The sequence below is a fragment of the Halomonas sp. SIMBA_159 genome (genome assembly GCF_046536035.1).
Taxonomy (GTDB): Bacteria; Pseudomonadota; Gammaproteobacteria; order Pseudomonadales; family Halomonadaceae; genus Vreelandella; species Vreelandella venusta_A.
Map to the genome: position 1 here is coordinate 169,689 of NZ_JAWJBT010000001.1, position 25,110 is coordinate 194,798.

At 59.4% G+C, this 25,110-nt stretch carries 23 protein-coding genes; 18 read left to right on the forward strand and 5 right to left on the reverse strand.

What is annotated here, in order from left to right; all coding sequences use genetic code 11:
- Positions 1-12: 12 nt before the first annotated feature.
- The 7 genes from R0J87_RS00830 to R0J87_RS00860 all read left to right on the forward strand — a co-directional run bounded on the left by R0J87_RS00830 (position 13) and on the right by R0J87_RS00860 (position 8,264).
- Positions 13-1,512, forward strand: a complete 1,500-nt coding sequence (locus tag R0J87_RS00830; protein ID WP_498883695.1) for a tripartite tricarboxylate transporter permease — start codon at positions 13-15, stop codon at positions 1,510-1,512.
- Between the two features lie 377 nt (positions 1,513-1,889).
- Complete coding sequence (gene urtA, locus R0J87_RS00835) at positions 1,890-3,242, forward strand: urea ABC transporter substrate-binding protein (RefSeq protein ID WP_498883697.1); 1,353 nt, start codon at positions 1,890-1,892, stop codon at positions 3,240-3,242.
- Positions 3,243-3,325: 83 nt separating this feature from the next.
- A complete protein-coding gene (gene urtB / locus R0J87_RS00840) occupies positions 3,326-4,936 on the forward strand; it encodes an urea ABC transporter permease subunit UrtB (RefSeq protein WP_498883699.1) in 1,611 nt (536 codons plus the stop codon).
- A gap of 3 nt (positions 4,937-4,939) precedes the next feature.
- Positions 4,940-6,085: an urea ABC transporter permease subunit UrtC gene (gene urtC, locus R0J87_RS00845; protein WP_062359185.1), complete on the forward strand. Its 1,146-nt coding sequence runs from the start codon at positions 4,940-4,942 to the stop codon at positions 6,083-6,085.
- Complete coding sequence (urtD, locus tag R0J87_RS00850; protein ID WP_159343467.1) at positions 6,082-6,918, forward strand: urea ABC transporter ATP-binding protein UrtD; 837 nt, start codon at positions 6,082-6,084, stop codon at positions 6,916-6,918. The genes urtC and urtD overlap by 4 nt, the downstream gene beginning before the upstream one ends.
- Positions 6,918-7,625 (forward strand): urea ABC transporter ATP-binding subunit UrtE, encoded by a 708-nt coding sequence (urtE, locus tag R0J87_RS00855; protein ID WP_498883702.1) that lies wholly within the window; start codon positions 6,918-6,920, stop codon positions 7,623-7,625. Before urtD ends, urtE begins: the two co-directional genes overlap by 1 nt.
- A 108-nt stretch (positions 7,626-7,733) precedes the next feature.
- Positions 7,734-8,264 (forward strand): copper chaperone PCu(A)C, encoded by a 531-nt coding sequence (locus R0J87_RS00860; protein ID WP_498883704.1) that lies wholly within the window; start codon positions 7,734-7,736, stop codon positions 8,262-8,264.
- A 30-nt stretch (positions 8,265-8,294) separates the two neighbouring features.
- On the opposite strand, the gene R0J87_RS00865 is transcribed toward R0J87_RS00860, so the two are convergent.
- Complete coding sequence (locus R0J87_RS00865; protein ID WP_498883706.1) at positions 8,295-9,659, reverse strand: PepSY-associated TM helix domain-containing protein; 1,365 nt, start codon at positions 9,657-9,659, stop codon at positions 8,295-8,297.
- A 144-nt stretch (positions 9,660-9,803) separates the two neighbouring features.
- Complete coding sequence (locus R0J87_RS00870) at positions 9,804-10,214, reverse strand: DUF2946 family protein (protein ID WP_498883708.1); 411 nt, start codon at positions 10,212-10,214, stop codon at positions 9,804-9,806.
- Positions 10,215-10,532: 318 nt separating this feature from the next.
- Between R0J87_RS00870 and R0J87_RS00875 the strand changes: the two genes are divergently transcribed.
- The 8 genes from R0J87_RS00875 to R0J87_RS00910 all read left to right on the forward strand — a co-directional run bounded on the left by R0J87_RS00875 (position 10,533) and on the right by R0J87_RS00910 (position 18,104).
- Positions 10,533-11,417: an urease accessory protein UreD gene (locus tag R0J87_RS00875; protein WP_498883709.1), complete on the forward strand. Its 885-nt coding sequence runs from the start codon at positions 10,533-10,535 to the stop codon at positions 11,415-11,417.
- A gap of 33 nt (positions 11,418-11,450) precedes the next feature.
- Positions 11,451-11,753: an urease subunit gamma gene (gene ureA, locus R0J87_RS00880; RefSeq protein ID WP_016915359.1), complete on the forward strand. Its 303-nt coding sequence runs from the start codon at positions 11,451-11,453 to the stop codon at positions 11,751-11,753.
- 38 nt (positions 11,754-11,791) lie between these two features.
- The gene (locus R0J87_RS00885) at positions 11,792-12,100 is read left to right on the forward strand and encodes an urease subunit beta (protein WP_096921858.1); all 309 of its coding nucleotides are present in this window, start codon (positions 11,792-11,794) and stop codon (positions 12,098-12,100) included.
- Between the two features lie 161 nt (positions 12,101-12,261).
- Positions 12,262-13,977, forward strand: coding sequence for an urease subunit alpha (gene ureC / locus R0J87_RS00890; protein ID WP_311064622.1), 1,716 nt, complete (start codon positions 12,262-12,264; stop codon positions 13,975-13,977).
- 148 nt (positions 13,978-14,125) lie between these two features.
- Positions 14,126-14,659: an urease accessory protein UreE gene (gene ureE / locus R0J87_RS00895; RefSeq protein WP_498883712.1), complete on the forward strand. Its 534-nt coding sequence runs from the start codon at positions 14,126-14,128 to the stop codon at positions 14,657-14,659.
- A complete protein-coding gene (locus tag R0J87_RS00900; RefSeq protein WP_498883794.1) occupies positions 14,649-15,362 on the forward strand; it encodes an urease accessory protein UreF in 714 nt (237 codons plus the stop codon). Before ureE ends, R0J87_RS00900 begins: the two co-directional genes overlap by 11 nt.
- 26 nt (positions 15,363-15,388) lie before the next feature.
- Positions 15,389-16,021, forward strand: a complete 633-nt coding sequence (gene ureG, locus R0J87_RS00905; protein ID WP_404344127.1) for an urease accessory protein UreG — start codon at positions 15,389-15,391, stop codon at positions 16,019-16,021.
- A gap of 304 nt (positions 16,022-16,325) precedes the next feature.
- Positions 16,326-18,104, forward strand: coding sequence for a methyl-accepting chemotaxis protein (locus tag R0J87_RS00910; RefSeq protein ID WP_498883713.1), 1,779 nt, complete (start codon positions 16,326-16,328; stop codon positions 18,102-18,104).
- Here R0J87_RS00910 and R0J87_RS00915 read toward each other — a convergent pair.
- Genes R0J87_RS00915 through R0J87_RS00925 form a run of 3 tightly spaced genes read right to left on the reverse strand, consistent with a single transcriptional unit; the run spans position 18,101 to position 22,240 of the window.
- The gene (locus R0J87_RS00915) at positions 18,101-20,065 is read right to left on the reverse strand and encodes an aconitate hydratase (RefSeq protein WP_498883714.1); all 1,965 of its coding nucleotides are present in this window, start codon (positions 20,063-20,065) and stop codon (positions 18,101-18,103) included. The two genes, R0J87_RS00910 and R0J87_RS00915, sit on opposite strands and share 4 nt — an antisense overlap.
- Positions 20,066-20,122: 57 nt before the next feature.
- On the reverse strand, positions 20,123-21,031 hold the full coding sequence (locus tag R0J87_RS00920) for a hydroxymethylglutaryl-CoA lyase (protein ID WP_498883716.1): 909 nt from the start codon (positions 21,029-21,031) through the stop codon (positions 20,123-20,125).
- 12 nt (positions 21,032-21,043) lie between these two features.
- A complete protein-coding gene (locus R0J87_RS00925) occupies positions 21,044-22,240 on the reverse strand; it encodes a CaiB/BaiF CoA transferase family protein (RefSeq protein ID WP_498883718.1) in 1,197 nt (398 codons plus the stop codon).
- Between the two features lie 150 nt (positions 22,241-22,390).
- Between R0J87_RS00925 and R0J87_RS00930 the strand changes: the two genes are divergently transcribed.
- The 3 genes from R0J87_RS00930 to R0J87_RS00940 are packed head-to-tail and all read left to right on the forward strand — an operon-like array spanning position 22,391 to position 24,926.
- Positions 22,391-23,302 carry a LysR family transcriptional regulator gene (locus R0J87_RS00930; protein ID WP_498883720.1) on the forward strand — a complete coding sequence of 304 codons (912 nt, stop codon included), beginning with the start codon at positions 22,391-22,393 and terminating at the stop codon, positions 23,300-23,302.
- A complete protein-coding gene (locus R0J87_RS00935; RefSeq protein WP_498883722.1) occupies positions 23,299-24,021 on the forward strand; it encodes a haloacid dehalogenase type II in 723 nt (240 codons plus the stop codon). The genes R0J87_RS00930 and R0J87_RS00935 overlap by 4 nt, the downstream gene beginning before the upstream one ends.
- Entirely contained in the window at positions 24,018-24,926 is a 909-nt protein-coding gene (locus R0J87_RS00940) for a LysR family transcriptional regulator (RefSeq protein ID WP_498883724.1), read from the forward strand. Before R0J87_RS00935 ends, R0J87_RS00940 begins: the two co-directional genes overlap by 4 nt.
- Positions 24,927-25,110: the final 184 nt, after the last annotated feature.

Below are 25,110 nucleotides of genomic sequence, written 5' to 3' on the forward strand. Positions count from 1 at the left end.
AGAGACACTCCCATGGATGCCTTAAATAATCTCATGTACGGCTTTGGCATCGCGCTTGAGCCAATCAATATCGCTTACGTATTTGCCGGTGTATTTGCCGGTACTATTATCGGCATGCTGCCCGGCCTGGGGCCGATCAGCGCGCTTGCGCTGATGATCCCGATTACCTTTGCCATGGAACCCTCCTCCGGCTTGATTCTGATGGCAGGGGTCTATTACGGCGCTATTTTCGGCGGCTCGACCTCTTCTATTCTGCTCAACGCTCCGGGTGTAGCGGGTACGGTAGCCACCTCTTTCGATGGCTACCCGATGGCCAAGCAGGGCATGGCGGGTAAGGCGCTGGCCATTGCCGCTTATGCTTCCTTCATTGGCGGTACGGTATCGGTGGTCTTTTTGATGCTGGTGGCCCCGCTGCTCTCCAAGGTGGCAGTGAGCTTTGGCCCCGCAGAGTACTTCGCCCTGATGGTGCTAGGCTTAACGGCGGTAGTGTCGCTGTCGGATAAGTCGCTGGTGAAAGGTCTGATTGCGGCCGTTATTGGCGTAATGATCTCGATTGTGGGGATCGACACCCAAACCGGTACCGAGCGCTTTACCTTTGATTCGATTCAACTGCTCGACGGTATCGACTTCCTGGTGGTGGCGCTGGGTATCTTCGCCTTGGCGGAAGTGTTCTACATGCTGCTGCGTGGCGGCGGTGGTAAAGAGGTGCCGCGCAACGTGATTGGCTCACTGAAACTGAGCCGTAGCGAAGTGAAGCAAATTGCTGGCCCCATTAGCCGTAGCTCTGTGCTTGGTTTCTTCACCGGCGTACTGCCGGGCGCGGGCGCCACCATTGGCTCCTTCTTGGGCTACAGCATGGAAAAGCGTCTGGCCAAAGATGGCGATACCTTTGGTCAAGGCAACATCAAAGGCGTTGCGGCGCCAGAGGCGGCTAACAACGCGGCTTGCACGGGCTCGTTCGTACCGCTTTTAACCTTAGGTGTACCGGGTTCAGGTACCACGGCGGTTCTGCTGGGCGCGCTGCTGGTAATGGGTGTAACGCCTGGCCCGATGATGCTGGAGCAGCGCCCGGATGTGTTCTGGGGCGTGATTGCCAGTATGTATATCGGCAATATCTTTCTGCTGGTTCTGAACCTGCCGCTGATCCCGCTGATTGCCAAAATCCTCGACTTGCCGCGCCCGCTGCTGCTGTCTATGATTCTGATCTTCTGCATGATCGGTGTATATGGCATGAGCTTCAGCGTGTTCGACCTGCTGCTGCTGCTGGGCTTTGGTCTGCTGGGCTTAGGGTTGCGTCTATTTGGCTTCCCCACTGCACCGCTGATCCTTGCGCTGATTCTCGGTAATATCATGGAAGAGTCTATGCGCCGGGCGCTGCAAATCTCCGGTGGCGACTGGACCACCTTTATCGATAAGCCGATTTCGCTGTCGCTATTGGTGATTGCGATGCTGTCGCTGGGCCTGCCGTTGCTCAAAAAGCGTCGTAATAAAGCGGCCACTGCCGCTAACTAACGCTCAGTGCGGTACCCCCAAAGCGCCCTAGCGTCTGCTAGGGCGCTTTTTTTATGGTGCCTCCCCGCCTGTGGTGCAAAGCGCCGTGTTGGTGCATGAATATCGTGCATGCGAGCCGCCGCGTTGCGCTATCTTGGTGCTAAGTCGCCTGAGATGTGTTTTTTGTACACAGCTAAGTGATTGATTGTATTTTTAATAGTGGCCTTTGTTCCACATTGGCGCACCCCTTGCAGTGTGTATAACGACGTGTGAATACGAGTTGTAACTCGCGACCCACGAGTGGACGCACCAAGTGCCCCGTCGCCTCAATAACGACAACGCTTGGTCGCGGTACCCCAATAACGAGCCCCAACCATAAGGGGCGCAAGGAGGTTCAAGTGACCACACTGCAGCGCAAGACACACCCACGTACCCTTAGCCGTTTCGCCACTGCCCTGATCACCGCCGCTGTGATGGGCGCCAGCGCGCAAGCGGTGGCCCAAGAAGATGACCCGATCAAAGTCGGTATTTTGCACTCGCTCTCTGGCACCATGGCCATCAGTGAATCGACCCTGAAAGACACCGTGGAAATGCTCATTGAGCAGCAGAACGAAGCCGGTGGCCTGCTGGGTCGTCAGTTGGAAGCCGTGGTGGTCGACCCCGCTTCCAACTGGCCGCTGTTTGCCGAGCGCGCCCGCGAGCTGCTGGCCCAGGAAGAAGTGGATGTGATCTTCGGCAACTGGACCTCCGTTTCCCGTAAAGCAGTGCTGCCGGTGGTAGAAGAGCTCAACGGCTTACTGTTCTACCCGGTGCAGTATGAGGGCGAAGAGTCGTCTGAAAACGTCTTCTACACCGGCGCCGCCCCCAACCAGCAGGCCATTCCTGCCGTTGAGTATTTGATCAACGAAGTAGGTATCGAGCGCTTCGCGCTGATCGGCACCGACTACGTCTACCCGCGTACTACCAACCGCATCTTAGAAGCGTTCCTGAAAGATGAGCACGGCGTGGCGGAAGAAGACATCATGGTCAACTACACGCCGTTTGGTCACTCGGACTGGCAGAACATCGTTTCTGAAATCCGCCGCTTTGGCGAAGAGGGCAAACCCACCGCCGTGATCTCCACCATTAACGGCGATGCCAACGTGCCGTTCTACCGCGAACTGGCTAACCAAGGCATTGATGCGGCGGATATCCCCGTTATCGCCTTCTCGGTGGGTGAGCAGGAGCTTTCCGGTATCGACACTGCACCACTGGTGGGCCACCTGGCCGCCTGGAACTACTTCATGAGCGTTGACACCGACGCCAACTACGACTTTATCGACGCCTGGATCGAGCACACCGGTGACGAGATGTCGGTGACCAACGACCCCATGGAAGCGCACTACATCGGCTTCAATATGTGGGCCGAAGCCGTGCGTAAAGCGGGCACCACCGATGTGGATACGGTGAAAGACGCGATTATCGGCGTGACCGTACCGAACCTCTCCGGCGGTTACGCGGCGATGATGCCTAACCACCACATCACCAAGCCGGTGCTGATTGGTGAAGTTCAGGATAACGGCCAGTTCGATATCGTCTGGCAAACGCCCTCTACCGTGGCCGGTGATGCGTGGTCGGATTACCTGCCGGGCTCCCGTGACCTGATCTCTGATTGGCGCAAGCCCATGGAGTGCGGCAACTTTAACGTTGTGAACGGTTCCTGTGGTGGCAGCACCGCAGCAGAAGAAGCCGAAGCAGCGCTCGCCGAGTAACTTTCGTCCCCTACTGCGCCAGCGCAATGGCGCAGTAGGGGAGCACGCTATCTCCCCCATTTGATCACCAAAGGAAGAACCCCATGAGGCGTTTCCTTTCCTTGGGGCTGCTGTGCTTGATGCTACTCGGCACCGCCGTGTCGGCGCAGGCACAAAGCAGCTCCTCGACCCCCGATGACCAAGCCGCACTCGCGCTGTTGACCGCGCTGGATGTGGACTCCTACCGCGATAAAGGCGAAGCCATTACCGCTATTTTGCAAAGCGATGATGAGCGCGCCCGCGACTGGCTGCAGGCGCTGCTGGATGGCCGCCTTCAGCGCACCGACGATGGCCGCTTCGTGCTGGTGCTTGAGAACCGTGGCCGTGACTGGCCGGTGGCGGATGCGCTGACCAACGAGCCGCTGGGCGAAATGTCCCGCCGCGACTTGGAGCGTGTGGGCATTAATAACGCATTGCGTAACCAGCTGCGCAGCGCCATTGCCGTGGTGGACCTCTACTCGCCTAACGTAGAGCGCCGCCGCACTTCCGCCGACCGCTTGCTGGGCGAAGTGGACGGCGAGCTGGCCGAGACGCTGACGCCGGTGATTGCCGACGCGGAAGATGAGTACGTTCGCACGCGCTTGGCTCAGGCGGTGGCGATTTATCGCGCCGAGCAGGGCGAGATGGCGGGTGTCGAGGCGCTCACCGGCAGCCTTCACCCGCGTGCTCGTGTGGCGCTAGGCCGTGCCGCGAACAGCGGCGACCCGATTGTTGCCGATGCGGCAGCGGCGGCGCTGGCCGGTATTGAACAGCAGCTCAAGATTAACCGGGGCCTGGAAACGCTCTACTTCGGCTTGAGCTTGGGCTCGGTGCTGGTGCTGGCAGCGATTGGCCTGGCGATTACCTTTGGCGTGATGGGCGTGATCAACATGGCCCATGGCGAGCTGATGATGTTAGGCGCTTACACCACCTGGATGATGCAGCAACTGCTGCCGGGCCAGCCCGGGCTGGCGCTGATTCTGTCGATCCCCGCAGGCTTTATGGTGGCGGCGCTGGTGGGCATTGCCATTGAGCGGGGCGTGATTCAGTTCCTCAAAGGCCGCCCGCTGGAAACCCTGCTGGCCACTTTCGGTATCAGCCTGATTTTGCAGCAGCTGGTGCGTACGGTGATTTCACCGCTCAACCGCACCGTGGTGACGCCAGAGTGGATGAGCGGCTCGCTGGTCATCAACGACGCGCTCTCGCTGACCCTCAACCGTATGTACGTGCTTGGCTTTGCGCTGGTGGTGTTTGCCGCGCTGATGCTGATTATGCGCCGCACCCGCTTAGGGCTTGAAGTGCGTGCCGTGACCCAAAACCGCGCCATGGCGCGCTCTATGGGTATTCGCGCCACCCGTGTGGATATCATGACGTTTGCGCTGGGTTCCGGCGTGGCGGGCTTGGCGGGCGTGGCGCTCTCCCAGCTCACCAACGTAGGCCCCAACCTCGGCCAGAACTACATCATTGACTCGTTCATGGTGGTGGTGTTCGGCGGCGTGGGTAACCTGTGGGGCACGCTGGTGGCAGGGCTATCGCTGGGGGTGATCAACCAGGTGCTGGAACCCTGGGCGGGCGCGGTGCTGGCCAAGATTATCGTGCTGGTCTTCATCATTCTGTTTATTCAAAAACGCCCGCGTGGACTCTTCCCGCAGAAGGGCCGGGCTGCGGAGGGCTAACCCATGATGACGCAAGCAACATCCAGCCAGTTTTGGTTGACGCGCCCGTTCGGTGAGCGGGCCACTCAGACCTTCCTCGGCGTGCTGTTTGCCGCGCTGCTGCTGGTCACCGTGCTGCATCTGGCGGTGCCCCAGGGGCACCCGCTGCATGTGAACGCTTACACCGTTAACCTGTTCGGCAAGTACCTGAGCTACGCGCTGCTCGCCGTCGCGGTAGATTTAGTATGGGGCTACCTGGGCATCTTGAGTCTGGGCCATGGGGCGTTTTTTGCCATTGGCGGCTACGCCATGGGCATGTACTTGATGCGCCAAATCGGTGACCGCGGCACCTACGGCCACCCGGTACTGCCGGACTTTATGGTGTTCCTCAACTGGGACAGCCTGCCCTGGTATTGGCACGGTTTCGATATGGCCTGGTTCGCCTTTGCCATGGTGCTACTGGCACCGGGGCTGCTGGCGCTGGTGTTCGGCTTTTTGGCTTTCCGCTCACGGGTGACGGGGGTGTATCTCTCGATCATCACCCAGGCGCTAACGTTTGCCCTGATGCTGGCCTTCTTCCGCAACGAGATGGGTTTTGGCGGCAATAACGGCCTGACCGACTTCCGCGAGCTGCTGGGCTTTAACCTGCGTAGCGATGCCACGCGCTTGGGGCTGTTTATCGCCACCGGCGTGGCGCTGGCGCTGGGCTATATCCTCTGCCGGGCAATCGTAACCAGCAAGCTGGGCCGGGTATGTGTGGCAACTCGCGATGCCGAAGCGCGCACGCGCTTTATTGGCTATCGCGTCGAGCGCTTCCAGCTGTTTGTCTTCGTGGTCTCGGCTATGCTGGCGGGCCTTGCTGGGGCGCTCTATGTGCCGCAGGTGGGCATTATCAACCCCAGCGAATTCTCGCCGCTGTTCTCGATTGAAATTGTATTGTGGGTGGCGCTGGGTGGCCGGGCCACGCTGTACGGCGCGGTGATCGGCGCGATTTTGGTCAACTACGCCAAAACCATCTTCACCGGCATTATGCCCGACGCCTGGTTGTTCGCTCTGGGCGCGCTATTCGTGCTGGTCACGGTGCTGCTACCCAAAGGTGTAGCGGGGCTGTTAGGCCACCTAAAGCGCCGCAAAGAGGATGATCACCCACCCAAGGAGGCCGCCGCATGAGCCTATTACAATCGCTAAAAGCGCGGGATCGGGTGTTTGATTTTATGGCCACCGAGGCCTCGCCGGTCGACGTGCGCCACGGCCCGATTCTGTATATGGAAGATGTCACCGTCAGCTTTGATGGCTTCAAGGCGATCAATAACCTGAACCTGACCATCGACGACGGCGAGCTGCGCTGCATTATCGGCCCTAACGGGGCCGGTAAAACTACCATGATGGACATCATCACCGGCAAAACCCGCCCCACCGAAGGCAGCGTATGGTTCGGCAGCCGCCATAACCTGCTGCAGATGAACGAGCCGGAAATCGCTAGCCTCGGCATTGGCCGCAAATTCCAGAAGCCCACGGTGTTCGAAGCGCTCAGCGTATTCGAGAACCTGGAGCTAGCCATGGCCGCCGACAAGCGCATCTTCCCCACGCTAACCGCCCGGATGACCGGGGAGATTAAAGACCGCATTGACGACGTGCTGGAAACCATCGGCCTGACTGCGCTGCGCTTCCAGCCCGCCGGGATTCTCTCCCACGGCCAAAAGCAGTGGCTGGAGATTGGTATGCTGCTGATGCAGCGCCCACGCCTGCTACTGGTAGATGAACCGGTGGCCGGGATGACCGAACAGGAGATGGAGCGCACCGCCGAGCTGCTCACGGGGCTTGCTGGCAAGCAGTCGGTGGTGGTGGTAGAGCACGACATGGGCTTTGTACGCTCGATTGCGCGCAAAGTAACCGTGCTGCACCAGGGCAGCGTGCTGGCCGAAGGCAGTATGGATCAGGTCTCCAACGACCCCAAAGTGGTCGAAGTGTATCTAGGGTCGGATGAAGAGGAGAGCGCTTGATGCTGGCGATTGAAAAACTCAACCAGTTCTACGGCGAGAGCCATACGCTGTGGGACTTAGACCTAGACGTGCCCGCCGGGCAGTGCACCTGTGTGATGGGCCGCAACGGGGTGGGTAAAACCTCGCTGATGAAAGCCATCATGGGAGAAGTCGCGGTGAAAAGCGGCCAGCTGCGCTACCAGGGCGATGGCAGTGAGATCGAACTCACCAAAAAAGCCGTGGAAGCGCGCTCGCGCATGGGCATCGGCTTTGTGCCCCAGGGGCGACAGATCTTCCCGCTGCTAACGGTGGAGGAGAACCTGCGTACCGGGCTGGCCGCCCGAGGCGACGGGCTGAAAAAAATCCCGGAGCGTATCTACGAGCTGTTTCCGGTACTCAAAGAGATGAAGCACCGCCGGGGCGGCGATTTATCCGGCGGCCAACAGCAGCAGCTCGCCATTGGCCGCGCACTGGTGATCGAGCCTAAGCTGCTGATTCTTGATGAGCCAGGAGAAGGCATTCAGCCCAATATCGTCGCCCAAATCGGCCAGGTGATTCGCCAACTGATCAAAGAGGATGGTTTAACGGTGCTGCTGGTCGAGCAAAAGCTGCCCTTCGCTCGCAAATACGCCGACCGCTTCGTGATTATGGATCGCGGACGTCCGGTCGCCAAAGGCGAGATCAGTGAACTCTCTAACGAGCTGATTAAGCAGCATTTAACGGTTTAAGTTATCCACACCCGGTTTGTAGCCGTGTATCGGGTGGTGGTTGCCGCTGTCACTGAGTAATATCGCGTTAAGCGCTAGGTTTTGGCGATGTGACCCACGGAGAACACTATGTTGATGCGCCGTTTTACGCTGTTAACCGCAATGCTGTTCATGAGCACCCCGCTGATGGCGGCTCATCATGGCAGCGACCACTCGGATGCCATGGAAGGCCACTCCTCTATTGAAGTGGCGCAACCCTGGACCCGTGCAACGCCGCCGGGGGCCGGGGCGGGCGGTGGCTTTGTCACCCTCACCAATCACGGCGATGGCGATGACATGCTGCTGGGGGCGACCAGCTCGCTCACCGAGCGTGTCGAGATTCATATTATGGAGATGGATGGCGATGTGATGCGCATGGCACCCCTGCCCGGTGGCATCGAGCTACCGGCGGGCGAGAGCGTGACGCTGGCGCCGGGCGGTTTGCACTTGATGTTTATGGAACTGGGCTCACCCATCGTGGAGGGTGAGCCCGTCCCTGTAACGTTGGAATTCCAGCACGCCGAGCCGATGGAAATTGAGCTTCAGGTGCTGCCAGTGGGTGCCTCTCCGGAAGGTAGCCACCATGAAGATGCCCATGATCATGGGCACGCGGCGCACTAAGTCAGCCCGCCGCGTCAGCCTACCGCCCTGTTAGCCTTGGCGAGCGGGGTGGCGTTCCTGAAGTGGCCGCACGATCAGCCAGTCGATGATCAGCATCACGATCAAAGACGCCCCAACGAGCGGGAACAGCACGCCGCCAATCACAAGAAGAACGATTAGCCCACGAAACACGCGTTTATCGGTGGGCAAGGGCGGCACGCCCATGGCACCTGATGGGCGACGCTTCCACCACATCACGCCTGCGGAAACGCACATCACGATGATGGCGATGCATACTGCCAGCAGGAAGAGCTGGTTGATGAGCCCAAACTCCTGCCCCAAGTGAACGTTAATCCCAAATTCCAGCCAGCGGCCTAGCGGGCCATAGTCGGCGTAGCTCATATCGAGCAGCGGCTCACCGCTGTATTGATCGAGGTGAATCACACGCTGCTGGGTTAAGTCATCGGGATAAATCGAGCCGGTATACACTCCGGCGGCCGTGGTTGGCAGATTGACGCTGTAGCCCTGCTGTAGGCCCAGCGCTTCTAACTGAGCCACTGCGTTGTTCAACCCAATGCGCGGGGCAGGCACGGCAGGTGGCATTGATTCTGGCACTTGCGCCTGCTCCAGCGACCAGCTGGTGCTGCCCTGGTCGCTTAAATAAGCGTTGGACATCGGCACTTCCACCCGAACGCCAGCCGGGTAGCCAAAGTTATTGCCGTTGGCCCATTCGTTCACCTGTGCCCCCCAAACGCCCGACCACGGCATACCGGTAAGGGCCAAAAACACAATGAACCCACCAATAAAAATACCCAGCACCGCGTGCAGGTCGCGCCAGAACACTCGGCTTTTGGGTTTGCCGCGCACGTTCACTACGCCGCCGCTACCGTTGCGCGGCCACCAGAGATAAATGCCGGTGGCGACCAACAAAATCGACCAGCCCGCGGCAATCTCAATCAGCTTGCGCGGGGTTTGCCCGAAGAACTTGAAGCTATGCAGGTAACGAACGGTCCACATCACCGTACCCCGGTCATCCGACGAGCCCAGCACCTCAGCCGTATAAGGGTTTACATACACGGCCAGCCGTTCACCGGTTAGTGAGTTAACGGTCACTTCCGCTGAGCTTTCGGGGGTGGCGGGCGAGGTGTATGTCACCGCCGTGCCGGGGTAATCCCGCAGTGCCGAGCTAACGAGTGAGGCGGCAGGCTGGGTGGTCTGCTGAACTTGCACGCGCTTGAGATCTGAATGAATGAGCGCATCCAGCTCGTCATCAAATAAATAGAGTGCCCCGGTCAGTGAGAGCGCGATTAAAAAAGGCAGAACTAACAGGCCTGCATAAAAATGCCAGCGCCAAACAGCGCGATACAGATCAAGCGACGCTTTGCGCGTTGTCTGTGTGGAACTCATTGTCGTCATGCACACGCTCCAAGCGCTCAAAGCACCGTGTTACCCGCACGCGGCGGCGCTCACACGGCGTTCAAGACGCGATATTTATTTGCCCGCCAAGCCCGTTCTTAGCTGGCCAGTTAGGTAAACCGTTGGAGTGGTAAACCCTTTGAGTTAAATGACCTTTAACGAGGGCGGAGCGCGAGGATAGGCGTGGGGGTAGACTTGTACCGCAGCAGCGCGCTGGGCAAAGGCCGCTGGCAGCGGCGTACGTGTGATAAAGGCCACACTGCCAATGGCGGGTAAATGGTGAGGGGCGGTAGGCGTTTTTTGCCATATACCGCAATAGTCACACTGGTGATGCCAGTGATGCAGCGGGTCATCGTGATGAGATGACGGACCCGCCGATGTGCCATGCGGCGCGGCATCATGTCCGTGTGCATGTTTTGAAGAGTGATCCAGCGCCTGCCATTGAGACTGCAATTGCGAGAACAGCGGCCCAGCAAAGAGCAGGTAGATCGCCACGAACGCTAAATAGAGCGCTGTGCGATACCAAAAAGAGTTGGCTGAGCGGAAAGATCGCATCTCAAACTACGCTTTGTGGGCTGCCTGAATGACGGCTAAGCAGTTTACAGCGTCATACCGATGCAAAGTACCCGATGCCTGCGATTAACGCTGTGGTGTATTGCCGCGAAAGAGGGGGGTTGCAGTCGCACTTATTTGGTGCGTTTGAATATGTTTTTGCTCGTTTATGGTGCTTTTTACCCTGATTGAACAGCATAAAGAGAGCCGCTTCAGGCTATAAAAGCGTTTTGGCGCTGCCTGAATCGCACTTTCACCATTTTGGCGCATTCTTTGCATTCGTAAGGCAATGATTTATCCACAAGGAAGCGACAGCGCCCCATGATGTTGAGCGAACTCGCCCCACCCGCTGCTGGTTCCGGCCACCGCTTTGACGCCGAGCGCCGCTGGGCCGCCTCGCTGGTCCTACGCTTTGCCAACCGCGATGGCGTGACCCGGTTAGTGCAGGCGCGCCACCAAGGGCCGTTACGGGTACAGCGTCCGTTCTACCCGGAAGGCAGCCAGGAAGCGTGCCACGTTTACGTATTGCACCCGCCCGGCGGGCTCGTGAGCGGTGATGCGCTGACCATTCGTGCTCATATCGAGCGCGATGCCCATGCGCTGCTCACCACGCCCGCTGCCAATAAGCTCTACAAAGCCGACAGCCAAGGCGTGGCCTGGACACAGCACACCGAGCTGACGGTAGAAGAGGGCGGCACCTTAGAGTGGCTGCCCCAGGAAACCATTGCGTTTAACGGCTCAAAGGGCACTCAGTGCACCCATATCGCGCTGCAGGGTAATGCCCGCTGCCTAGGCTGGGAAGTAATGGCGCTCGGCCGCCCAGCAAGCGACCTGCCCTATGTCTCTGGGCGTATTGAACAGCACTTTCGCTTAACCCTAGATGGCAAACCGCTGTGGATTGAACGCCAGCCGCTAGACCCCGCGCATCCACGCTTTGCGGGCCGCTGGGGGCAGGGCGGCGCAACGGTGCAGGCCACGCTCTGGGCGGTGGGCATTGACGATGCCGCTGCGGCCATTGAAGCGCTGCGCGAAGTACTGCCGGATAACCCCCGCTGGGCGGTAACCGTGCGCCACGGCGTACTGCTGCTGCGCTATCTAGGCACTTCTCGTAACGAAGCCTGGGCGCTGTGTGAGCAGGCCTGGCACCTGCTTCGGCCGCGCTGGATCGAGCGCGAAGCGCACACGCCGCGCATTTGGCTAACTTAATTAGCAACTCGCTGATAACGCTGGAGACACTCCATGGAACTGACCCCACGAGACAAAGACAAGCTGATGCTGTTTACCGCCGCCCAGCTTGCCGAACGCCGCAAAGCGCGTGGTTTAAAACTGAATTACCCCGAAGCGGTAGCGCTGATCAGCTTTGAGATTATGGAAGGCGCACGGGATGGCCGCAGCGTAGCGGATTTAATGAGCTATGGTCGCGAGATCCTGACCCGAGACGACGTGATGGAAGGCGTGGCGGAGATGGTCGATGAAGTGCAGGTAGAAGCCACCTTCCCCGATGGCACCAAGCTGGTCACCGTCCACACGCCGATCAACTAACCGTCCCCCGCTAGGAGAGCGCCATGATGTCCGGCCCAATGATTCCAGGACAGTATCAGTTACAAGAAGGTGATATCGAGCTGTGCGCGGGTCGCGAGCGTATCACCGTAGAGGTGGCCAACACCGGCGACCGGCCCATTCAGCTTGGCTCCCACTACCACTTTGCTGAAGCCAACCCTGCGCTGGTGTTTGACCGGGATAAAACCCGTGGCTATCGCCTGGACGTCGCCGCCGGCACCGCCATCCGCTTCGAACCCGGCCAAACCCGCGAAGTCACGCTGATTCCGTTTGTCGGCAAGCGTGAAATCTACGGCTTCCGGGGCGATGTGATGGGTGCGCTGGATTAGCCAACGGCTTAATAAAGAACAACCGACGGTAGGGCGGGCATCGGCTGGGTGACTGTCTGCGCCATGGATGGCGCAGTCAAGCTTACAGGGATGTATTCACAGCGTGTCACACAGACGATGGCCGCCCGGCACTGGACTCAACGCTTGAGGCAGAGGCAAATATGAAACCGGTAAACAAAATCAGTCGGCAAGCCTACGCCGATATGTACGGCCCCACGGTCGGCGACCGAGTACGCCTGGGCGACACCGAGCTGTGGATTCAAGTCGAAAAAGACGCCACCCACTACGGTGAAGAAGTGAAGTTCGGCGGCGGCAAAGTCATCCGTGATGGCATGGGCCAAAGCCAGCGCCAGGATGCCTCGGTGATGGATACCGTGATCACCAACGCGCTGATTTTAGACTGGTGGGGCATCGTCAAAGCCGATGTGGGGCTGCAAAACGGTCGCATCGCCGCCATTGGTAAAGCAGGCAACCCCGATACCCAGCCCGATGTGGAAATCGTGATTGGCCCCGGCACCGAAGTGATTGCTGGTGAAGGCAAAATCCTCACCGCCGGTGGCATCGACGCCCATATCCACTTTATCTGCCCCCAGCAGGTGGAAGAAGCGCTAATGAGCGGTGTCACCACCATGCTGGGCGGCGGCACTGGCCCTGCCACCGGCTCCAACGCCACCACCTGCACCCCCGGCGCTTGGCACATTGGCAAAATGCTTCAAGCAGTGGACGACCTGCCCATGAACATCGGCCTGCTCGGCAAAGGCAACGCTAGCCTGCCGGAAGGGCTCGAAGCGCAGCTGGAAGCGGGCGCGATGGGTCTCAAGCTGCATGAAGACTGGGGCACCACCCCCGCTTCGATTGATACCTGCCTGAGCGTGGCGGAAAAGTACGATGTGCAGATCGCCATCCACACCGACACGCTCAACGAATCCGGCTTTGTGGAAGACACCCTGGCGGCGTTTAAAGAGCGCGGCATTCACACCTACCACACCGAAGGCGCAGGCGGTGGCCACGCCCCAGATATCCTCACCGCCTGTTCCAAAGAGTACGTGCTGCCGTCTTCCACCAACCCCACGCGGCCCTACACGGTGAACACCATCGACGAGCATCTCGACATGCTCATGGTTTGCCACCACCTGGACCCCAATATTCCCGAAGACGTCGCGTTTGCGGATTCACGCATTCGCCGCGAAACCATCGCCGCCGAGGATATCCTCCACGACCTGGGCGTGATCTCGATGATCGCCTCCGACTCCCAGGCCATGGGCCGCGTGGGCGAAGTTGTCTGCCGCACCTGGCAAACCGCCCACAAAATGAAAGTGCAGCGCGGCCTGTTGCCGGAAGATGAAGCGTTAGGGGCCGATAACCTGCGCGCCAAGCGCTATATCGCCAAATACACCATTAACCCCGCCATTACCCACGGCATTGCCCACGAAGTCGGCTCGATTGAAGTCGGTAAGCTGGCGGATTTGGTGCTGTGGAAGCCCGCCTTCTTTGGCGTCAAACCCGCGCTGATTCTGAAAGGCGGCATGATTGCCGGTGCGCCCATGGGCGACCCCAACGCCTCGATTCCCACGCCGCAGCCGGTGCACTACCGCCCCATGTTCGGCACCTTTGGCCGCGCCGCCAGCCAGACGCGGCTCAACTTTGTCAGCCAAGCGGCAATAGACGCAGGCATTAAAGAGCGACTGGGACTACAAAGCACGCTTTCCGCCTGTAAGAACGTGCGCGGCGTGCGTAAAAAAGATATGAAGCTCAACGATGCCTGCCCAGAACTCACCGTCGACCCGCAAACCTACGAAGTGCGCTGCGACGGCGAACTGCTCACCTGCGAGCCCGCAACCGAGCTACCGCTAGCGCAGCGGTATCACTTGTTTTGATTGAGTTGTTGCCCGGGGCGCCGGGGGTAGGCCTACGAGAGGGCGCTGTAAATACGTCCCTGTACGCTACTTTTGCCATCCATGGCAAAAGACCCTCTCTACGGCCTACCCCCGGCTCAGCCTTCATGGATCGAAAAAGGATGAGAGCATGCTGAAATTAATTGAGCGCTTAGGGCCGATAGACGCAAGCGCCGCCAGCGACACACTGACACTGCCCTTTGAACTACGCATTCGCGGCCGCTTAAAAGCCGAAAGCGACAGCGGCCAGCCGCTGGGGCTGTTTCTGGATCGCGGCCCCGTGCTGCGCGATGGCGAAGGTCTCAAAGCCGAAAACGGCGAGATCGTGCGCATTTGCGCCGCGATCGAACCCGTGGTGACCGCGCAAGTGAGTACTGGTTTACCCCTGGCTCGGCTGGCGTACCACCTCGGCAACCGCCATGTGCAGCTCGCGCTGGGTGAAGATGCGAAAGGCGGCTGGGTACGCTTCCCACCCGACCACGTCCTCGAAGAGCTGGCCGAGCTGCTGGGTGCTACGCTTGAGCACCACAACGCCACCTTCGACCCCGAGCCGGGCGCTTACAACCAAGTGGGCGGTGGGCATTCGCATAGCCATTCGCACGGCCACGGCCATGGGCACGCTCATTCCCACGACCACGACCATGAGCACCACCATGCCCACTGAGCAGCCCTCAGACCTCGCCCTGTTAGGGCTGATGCAGCTCGTCAGCCCCGCACTGCCCATTGGGGCCTTCGCCTTTTCCCAAGGGCTGGAGAGCGCTTTTGAGTTGGGCTGGGTGAGTGATGAGCCAAGCCTGTCTCATTGGCTATCCGGCGTGCTGGAAGATGGCATAAGCTGCTGTGAACTGCCGCTGATCGAGCGACTATATCGCGCTTTCGAGGAGCAGGATGGCGCTGCGGTGGCAGAGTGGGACGACTGGCTGGCCGCCACCCGTGAAACCGCGGAATTGGCCGCTGAAGACAGCCGCTTGGGTGCATCGCTGAAGCGGCTACTGGGCAGTCTCGACCTATTACCAAAAAATGCAGGACTGCCTAGTGAAGACTCACTCACGCCCTTGCTACCGGTGCAGGCAGGCTATGTGACCCTATTTGCCTGGGCGGCTTACCAGCGCGGCATCCCCATGCGCCAAGCGCAGCTCGGCTTTGGCTGGGCGTGGCTGGAAAACCAGCTCGCGGTGGCCTGTAAGGCGCTGCCGCTGGGCCACACTGCTGCCCAGCGCATTATCGAGCAGTTGCGTGGCGAGCTGGTGAATGCCGTCGAGAAGGCCCAGCGGCTAGAAGATGACGAACTTGGCCCCGCGCTGCCCGGCGTGGCGCTGGCCAGCGCCCTACACGAAACCCAATATTCCCGCTTGTTTAGAAGCTAAAGAGCGTTGTTATTTAGGAGAAAACCATGACTCACTGTTTACGCGTTGGCGTGGGTGGCCCGGTCGGTTCAGGTAAAACCGCCCTGCTCAAGCAGCTCTGTACCGCGCTGCGGGATTACTACGATATCGCCGTGGTCACCAACGATATCTATACCCGCGAAGATGCCGACTTCCTGCTTAAGCACGATGCGCTGCCCGCGGATCGCATCTTGGGTGTTGAAACCGGCGGCTGCCCGCACACGGCGATTCGTGAAGATGCCTCGATGAACCTAGCGGCGATTGATGAGCTACACGCCCGTCACCCCAAGCTTGAGCTAGTGTTGGTTGAGTCCGGCGGTGACAACCTTTCCGCCACGTTTAGCCCCGAGCTTTCTGATCTGACGCTCTACGTGATCGACGTGTCGGCAGGCGACAAAATACCCCGCAAAGGCGGCCCCGGCATCACCAAATCAGACCTGCTGATTATCAACAAAATCGATATTGCTGAGCAGGTTCACGCCTCACTGGAGGTGATGGAACGCGACTCGAAAAAGATGCGCGGCGAGCGCCCGTTCGTGTTCACCAACCTCTACGATGGCGTGGGGCTTGAAGAGATCATCCGCTTTATTCTCGATAAAGGCATGCTGGACGAGCGTCGCCCGCAGGCGGCGTTAGCGTAAGGTTGTTCTGCTCTATCTGAGCAGGAAAAAAAAGCTGCCCAGCTCCTGGATTAAGGGAGCTGGGCAGCGTTGTTTCGTGGCTAGCATCGTGCCAAAACGGGCCGTCCTTGGCCACCACTCCGCTACAGTGGACTGATAAGCGACTGATAACCTTAACGTATGTTATGAAAGCTGCGTTCTTGTCTTAATTTGCTGCTTATAAAGAAGAAAAACGGCGCAAGTGGTTAAAGTTGGCACATAGTAAGCCGATAACAAATGCACAAAAATTCAAACATCTGACCACGACACAACCGGAAGATACGTAATGGCGACCCCTCCCTCTACGATGAAAAAACGCAGCGTCAGCCTTCAAACGAAAGTACTGATATTAGTGCTGCTTCCTCTGTTGCTGGTAACCGTCGCGTTGGTAGCGTTTGATGCCTACAGCCGCACGCAGGATACCCGTCAAACGATTGCCGAACAGCGCGATTTGCTCATTGAAGAGCGGCGTAACTCTGTGCGCGATATTGTCCAGATGGCAACGACCGCGATTGCACCTATTTATGATCAAGCAGGCGCTAACGACGCCGACGCCAAAGTGCAGGCAGCGGATATGCTTCGAGCCATGCGCTTTGAAGGCAATAACTATGTCTTTGTTTATGAATACGACGGCACCAATATCGTGCTGCCGTTTTCGCCTGATCGCCAGGGCACCAACTTAATTGACCTGCAAACCCCCAATGGCGACTACCTGGTTCGCGATATGATACAGATTGCCCAGTCAGGCGGTGGTTTCTATGAATACCCCTGGGAGTACCCCGGTACCAGCGATGTGGAGCCGAAACACTCCTACATTGACCGTCTCGAAAAATGGGGCTGGATGCTCGGGGCAGGTGTTTACGTCACGGATGTAGACGCCGCAGTAGCTGAGCTAGAAGCAGCGGCCAATGCGGACCTAAGAGACTCGATTATCTTTGCCGCACTGCTAGGCGCTGTGCTGTTTGCAGTGGTGGCCCTATTCGCGGTTGGAGTGGTGCGCCGCATTGTTGGCCCGATCAGGCGCACGGCCGATGCCATGGGTGATATTGCCCAAGGCCGGGGTGATTTAACCCGCCGCCTCTCGGTGGAAAGCAACGATGAAGTGGGCAACCTAGCCGTGCAGTTCAACGCCTTCGTTGGCCGCATGCAGGATACCCTGCTCGATGTACGCCGCAGCACGGCAAGTGTTTATCACTCGGCGGGTGAAATCTCTCACAGCTCCGAAGAGCTGGCGACCCGCACCGAGCAGGCAGCCGCGAATTTGCAGCAAACCTCGGCCTCGATGGAAGAGATTACCTCTACCGTGAGCCACAGCGCGGATAACGCCCAGCAGGCCAATAAGTTAGTGCAATCCACCGCTGAAGTGGCCCATCAGGGTGAAGCGTCGATGGAGCAGGTTGAGCGCACCATGCGCGATATCAACGACTCTGCCACGCGCATCAGTGAAATCATCACCATGATTGATGCGATTGCCTTCCAGACCAATATCTTGGCTTTGAACGCCTCGGTAGAAGCCGCTCGCGCGGGTGAGCATGGCCGAGGCTTTGCGGTGGTGGCGGAAGAAGTCCGCACGCTGGCCAGCCGCTCCAGCAACGCCTCTAAAGAGATCCGTGGCCTGATTGATGCCTCGGTGCAGCATACCCAGAGCGGCACGGAGCTGGTGCGCAACGCCGGAGCCACCATGCGTGAGATCGTCGAAAGCGTCTCGAAAGTAACCGACGTGATTGGAGAAATTAGCGCTGGGGCCAAAGAGCAGAGCAGCGGTATCGGGCAGATCAATACCGCCGTGGCCGAAATGGACACCATGACGCAGCAGAACGCGGCCATGGTGCAAGAGTCCACCACCGCGGCGGCGGATATGCGCCGCCATGCCGAGCATCTGAACGAACTAATCAACTCGTTTGTGCTGGGAGAAGGCGCGCCCGCTCCGCGTCAATCAAAAAGCCCATCGCGCCAAGCGCTGCCCACCAGCAGCGCGGGTGCAAGCCAAGAGCTAAAGCGCCCAGCGCTCTCCTCTAAACCGGCACCCGCCAAAGGCAGCGAAGACGACTGGGAAGCGTTTTAAGCCTGACGTTGGCGTAGGTGGTTGATCACACCACCTTGGGTAATCAGCTCCCGCTGGCGGGAGCTGAACCCATGATGCAGCGTTATCTCGCCCTTACCGGGGATCTGCCCGGTGAGCGTCGCCCCACTTTCCAACTGCGCGTAGAGATCCTCGATCACTAAGCGGTCACCTTGCGCTAGCTGTGCGATATCTTCCTCGCGGGTAAAGGTTAGTGGCAGCGCACCAAAGCAGATCAAATTTTGCCAGTGAATACGCGCAAAACTCTTCGCCACCACCACCTGTAGCCCTAAGTAACGCGGCACCAGCGCGGCATTTTCTCGGCTGGAGCCTTGCCCGTAGTTGGCCCCGCCAATAATCACGTGCCCGCCCTGAGTACGGGTGCTTTCTGCACGCTCGGCATAATCCGGGTCGACCGCTTCAAAGGTAAACGGTGCCGAGGCATACACGCTACTCCAGTAGGGCAGCACCCGCTGTCCGGCAGGCATAATGTCGTCGGTGGAGATGTTGTCGCCCGCCACCAGCAGCACGGGTACGTCCAAACGGTTAGGCAGAGGGCTAAGCTCTGGCAGGGCCGGGGTGTTCTCGGTTTTTTGCAGCGCTTTTAGCTTTGCCTCATGGGGCGGCAGCGGCGCATTAAACAGCGCGCGGTTCACTTCAATGTTGGCGGGCTCCTGGGGGCGCGGGTAGGGCATATCGAGAGTGCGTGGGTCGGTAATTACCCCCGCCAGCGCTGAAGCCGCCGCGGTTTCCGGGCTGCATAAAAACACGCTGTCCTCCCGCGTGCCGGAGCGGCCCGGGAAGTTGCGCGGCACGGTGCGCAGGCTGTTGAGCCCCACCGCCGGGGCCTGGCCCATACCAATACAGCCATTGCAGCCTGCTTGGTGCAAGCGGGCACCGCTGGCGACTAAGTCGGCTAAATAGCCTTGCTCAATCAGCGTGGTCAGCACTTGGCGGGAAGAGGGATTGATATCCAGCGAGACCCCATCGGCCACCTGCTTGCCGCGCACGATTTCGGCCACCACGGCAAAATCACGAAAGCCCGGGTTGCCTGATGAGCCGATGTACGCCTGATGCAGCGGCTGGCCCGCTGCTTCCCGCACGGTGACCACGTTGTCTGGGCTGGAAGGCAGCGCAATCATGGGCTCCAGCTGGCTGAGATCAAGCGTTTCGTGCAGGTCGTAGTGGCAGCCGGGCTCGGCGGCCAGTGCGACCCAGTCGGCTTCCCGGCCTCGGGAGGCTAGAAAGCGCCGAGTCTCATCATCACTGGGGAACACCGTGGCCGTTGCCCCCATTTCAGTGCCCATGTTGGCGAGCACGTGGCGGTCCATGGCGGAAAGGTGCTTTAGCCCCGGCCCGTAATACTCAATCATGGTGTTTTTGCCGCCTGCCACGCCGTGGCGGCGCAAAAGCTCCAGCACAATATCCTTGGCTGAGACCCAATCGGGCAGTTGGCCTTCAAGCTTAATGCCCCAGATTTTCGGCATGGTGATGTACAGCGGCTCGCCCGCCATCGCCATGGCCACTTCAATACCGCCTGCGCCAATCGCCAGCATGCCGAGTGCGCCTGCTGCCGTGGTGTGGCTATCGCAACCCACAATGGATTCACCGGGCACGCCAAAATTTTCCATATGCACCGGGTGGCTAATGCCGTTGCCGGGGCCGGAGTACCACACTCCAAAGCGCTCGCAGGCGCTCTTTAAAAACAGGTAGGTTTCGGCATTTAGGTTATCGGCCTGCACCAGGCCGTGGTCGATGTACTGCACGCTGGGCTCGGTGTGTACCCGGTCAAGCCCCATGGCTTCTAGCTCTAACATTACCAGCGTGCCTAACACGTCTTGCAGCAGGGCTTGGTTAATGTGCAGAGCGATTTCATTGCCGGGGGTGAGCTCGCCGCTGATTAAATGGCGCTGAATCAACTGCTGGGCAAGGTTTAACGGTGGAACAGGGGAGGAGTTAGACATGGTTAATCACCAGATTATCGTTGTTATCAATTACGCAGGGATGCGGGAAACACGTTTTCAGGGAAGGGCGTAACAGCGGTCCGCGCTGCCCGCTTTCACCACTTGCCCAGGCGTGTCGTGGCCGATCAGCTCGGGCAGGGTGGCGGAAATGTCCAGCAGCGCGGGCAGGTTCACGCCGGTGGCAACGCCCATTTGTTCGAACATATGCACTAAGTCTTCGGTGCACACATTGCCCGTGGCACCGGGGGCAAACGGGCAGCCGCCTAAGCCACCTAGCGAAGCATCAAACCGAGTAATGCCCGCTTGCCACGCCGCTAGGGCATTTGCCAAGCCCATGCCACGGGTGTTGTGGAAATGCAGCGTAAACGGCACGCCGGGAAAGCGTTCCAGCACTTGGCGGCACAGTGCCGCTACCTGGGCGGGGTTCGCCACGCCGGTGGTATCGCACAGCGTGATGCCTTCTACCCCCAGTGCCAGCTGCTGCTCAATGAGGGTGAACACGCGCGCTTCAGGCACCTGCCCTTCAAACGGGCAGCCAAAGGCGGTGGAGAGCGAGGCATTGATGAAGACACCGCTACCGCGCACCGCCTGAATAATGGCGGCAAACTGTGTCAGCGACTCCTCCGGCGTCATACGCAGATTTGCGCGGCCGTGGGCGTTGCTGGCCGACATCACCAGATTGATCTCATCCACGCCGCAGGCCAGCGCCCGCTCGGCACCTTTTAGGTTGGGTACCAGCACCGTGACGTCCACACCCTCGCGGCGCTGAATAGCACTCACCACATCGGCGGCGTCGCGCAGGTTGGGAATGGCTTTGGGAGAGACAAACGAGGTCGCTTCGATACGGGTAATGCCGGTGGTCGTTAACGCATCAATCAGCGCGATTTTCTGCTCGGTGGGGATAAAGCGCTCTTCGCTCTGAAAGCCATCGCGGGGGGCTACTTCGTTGATTTGTAACGTTGTCATGGGGTTCTCCACTTAAATAATGCCTGCCTGACGCAGTTTGTCGCGGGTGGCGGCATCAATGCCCAGCTCCTCCAGCACGTCATCGGTGTGCGCGCCCAGCTGTGGCCCGCCTTGCCCCAGCCTGCCGGGGGTGGCTCTCAGTTTAGGCAGCACGCCCGGCACTTTGAGCGGGCGGCCATCGGCGCGGGTAACGGTTTGAATCATCTCGCGGGCGAGGTAGTGGGGGTCGTTGGCAATATCGGCGGCGGTGTAGGGGTAGCCTGCCGGTACGCGGGCGTCGTCTAAAGCGCTAAGAATGTCGTCCCGGTGGCGGGTTTGGGTCCAGGCCTCAATAGCAGCGTCTATTTCATTGGCGTGTTGGCTGCGGCCATCGTTGTGGGCCATGGCGGGGTGGTTGGCTAAATCCTCTCGGCCAATCACGCCCATCAGGCGTTTGAAGATGCTGTCGCCATTACCGGCAATCAGCACGTACTCGCCTTCGCGGGTGCGGTAAGCGTTAGAGGGCGTGATGCCGGGCAGGGCGCTGCCGCTGGGCTCGCGCACGTGGCCGGTGGCATCAAACTCTGGCAGCAGGCTCTCCATCATGGCGAACACGGATTCATACAGGGCGACATCGATCTCTTGCCCTAAACCGCTGCGCTGGCGCTCTTGTAGGGCCAGCAGCGTGCCAATTACCGCGTAGAGCGCCGAGAGCGAATCGCCAATGCTGACCCCCACGCGTACCGAAGGCTCGCCCGCGTGGCCGGTCAAATAGCGCAGCCCGCCCATGGCTTCACCAATCACCCCAAAGCCAGGTTTATTGCGATAGGGGCCGGTTTGGCCAAAGCCTGAGACGTGCACCATGATCAGCTTGGGGTTAATCGCCGCCAGCGCCTCATAGCCCAGCCCCCAGTTTTCCAGGGTGCCAGGGCGGAAATTTTCGACCACCACATCGGCTTCGGCGGCTAAGCGGCGCACCACGTCTTGGCCCTCTTGGCTGCGAAGATCAAGCGTCACCGAGCGTTTTGTGCGACTTTGTACATGCCACCACAGCGAGGTGCCCTCTTCGAGAATGCGCCACTTGCGAAGCGGGTCGCCAGTGCCGGGCGGCTCGATTTTGATCACATCGGCACCAAACTCACCCAGCAGTTTGGTGGCAAACGGGCCGGCAATCAGTTGGCCAAGCTCTACGACTTTAAGTCCATCGAGGGGAAGCTGGCGGGTGGTCATAATAAATGCTCCTGGTAACGCCCATCATCCAAGCAGGTGGGATGCTTTGTTTGCCATTTAGCATCAGTGAGCAAGCGCACCACCACAATTAGGCAATCAGGAACCACGCGTTCGTCAGTGGCGAACCCTAACCACTATGTGGGTACCACGATGCTGCGATTTGATTTTGTAACGCTAAGACTGTTTGTGGCGATTGCTGACGAAGGGCGTTTAACCGCCGCGGCCGAGCGTGAGCATTTGGCGCTGGCAGCGGTAAGCAAGCGGGTGAGCGATTTAGAAACGCTGGTGGGTACCGAGCTGTTGTATCGGCGGCCGCGCGGCGTAGAGCTGACCCCGGCGGGCCGCGCTTTTTTGCACCATGCCAAGCGCATTCTGGAAGACGTGGCGCGGCTACAGGCGGAGCTCAGCGAGTATGGCGAAGGGGTGCGCGGGCATGTGCGCATTCACTCCAACACCTCGGCCATTATTGCGTTTTTGCCCCAGGATTTAAGCGCCTTTGCCGTCGAGTACCCGCAAATCAAAATTGATTTGCAGGAGCGCACCAGCAGCGAAGCGATTACCGCCGTGCGCGATGGCGTGGCGGATATCGGCATCTTTGCCAGCCATGTCGCCGCCGATGATTTAGAAGTACGCCCCTACCGGCGCGACCAGCTGGTATTGGTCACGCCGCAAGATCATCCGCTGGCGGTGCATGACAAGCTCTATCTGCATCAGGCGGCCGAGTACGACTTTGTCGGCTTGCAGCAGGATGCCTCGCTGCAATCCCTGCTCCATGAGCAGGCAAGCCAGGCGGGCCGAACCCTGCGCATGCGCATTCAAGTGCGCAGCTTCGATGCTATTTGCCGCATGATTCATTTCGGTATGGGCATCGGCGTGTTGCCTCAACGCACGCTGTACCGCGACTTGAACGACCTCAAACTACGCATGATCCCGCTCGCTGACGAGTGGGCCACCCGCGAACTGGTGATTGGTATGCGCCACTACGCGGCCCTGCCCGTGGTCGCCCGCCACTTGGTCGACCACTTGCTAACCCCCTCAGGCCCAACAGGAGAGACCCCATGACAACAGGCATCGCCCACGAAATAAAAGCGCTCACCTTTGATGTGTTTGGCACGGTAGTAGACTGGCGCAGCAGCGTGATTCGCGAAGGCGAACAGCTGAACCAGTCCAAAGGGCTGAGCGTCGATTGGGCAAGGTTTGCCGACGAGTGGCGGGCAGGCTATGCCCCGGCGATGAACCGCGTGCGCCAGGGGGAGCTGCCCTGGACCAAGCTGGATGACCTGCACCGCATGACCCTCGACCGGCTGCTGATTGCTTTTGGTATTGCCGAGCAGCTAGACGAGGATGAAAAAGCGCACCTGAACTGCGTATGGCACCGCTTAACGCCCTGGTCAGACAGCGTGGAAGGCCTATTGCAGCTAAAACAGCGCTTTATATTGGCAACGCTCTCCAACGGCAACGTCTCGCTGCTGGTGAACATGGCACGCCATGCCGGGCTGCCCTGGGACTGCGTGCTCTCCTCAGAGCTTGCCGGGCACTACAAGCGCGACCCGCAGGTGTACCACATGGCGGCCAATCTCCTCAGCCTAAAGCCGTCGCAAATCCTGATGGTGGCCGCCCATCAAGATGATCTTCAGGCGGCCCACCGGGAAGGCATGCGCACCGCCTTTGTGAAGCGCCCGCTGGAGTTTGGGCCAGACGCCACGCCAGATTTAAGCATCGACCCCTGTTTTGACCTCGTCGCAGAAGACTTCCTCGACTTGGCGCGGCAGCTCTCATGAAACTCGACCCGACCTCTCTCAAGCTGTTCGTGAAAGTGGCCGAGCTGGGCACCATTACCGGCGCGGCGGATGCCTCGTTTACAGCTACCTCGGCCGTGAGTAAGCGCCTTAGCGAGCTGGAGGCATACTTCAATACGCCGCTGCTCAAGCGCAATAATCGTGGCATTGAGCTGACGCCTGCGGGGAGTGCGCTGCTGAATCTCTCCCGGGGTGTGCTGCACAATTTAGAAGACCTCGACCTGCAAATGCGCGACTACGCCAGCGGCCAGCGGGGCATTGTGCGGGTGTTTGCCAATATGTCGGCGATTACCCAATACCTGCCCCAGGAGATGCGCGCTTTTTTTGAGCAGCACCCGGATATTGGCGTGCAGCTTGAAGAGAAAGTCAGCCCGATCATCACTCGTGAAGTGATGAACAATAACGCCGACATCGGCGTGTGCGCGCAGATGCTGCACGGCTATGATCTGATCGAGTTCCCCTATCACGTGGATGACCTGGTGCTGGTAGTGCCCAAGCAGCACCCGCTGGCGCAACGGGAGAAGGTGTTTTTCCGCGAGTGCTTAGACTATCCCCATGTGGGGCTGCACACCGCCAGCGCGATTAACTTAGAAATCATGCGGGCGGCCAGCATGGCCAACAAAACCCTGCGGATTCGTATTCAGGTGACCAGTTACGATGCGCTGTGCCTGATGGTGCAGGCGGGGCTGGGCGTGGGCGTGCTACCCCGTGGGGCGATTCGTCAGTACGTGGATGGGCTCAATGTGAACGTGCTGTCGATTCAAGACGACTGGGCGCGGCGCAAACTGAGCATTTATGTCAAAGATTTAGACCGGCTTTCCATGGCGACGCGGGTCTTAGTGGAGCATTTTATTCAGGCCGCAAGCGAGGCTTCTTCATTGAAATAACGACGGGCAACCGGCGCTGCTTTCGCGATTGGAGAAGGCAGGTTCATCAATCACCAATATACAGCTCTCCGGTTTGGCGTTATCACTTTAGGCACCGCTAAGCGACTCCCCTTGCTTATTCGGTTATCGGGAGAGGTGCAGTTAGGGCCTCCCACAGCACACAACATCACAACATGCTTCCCGA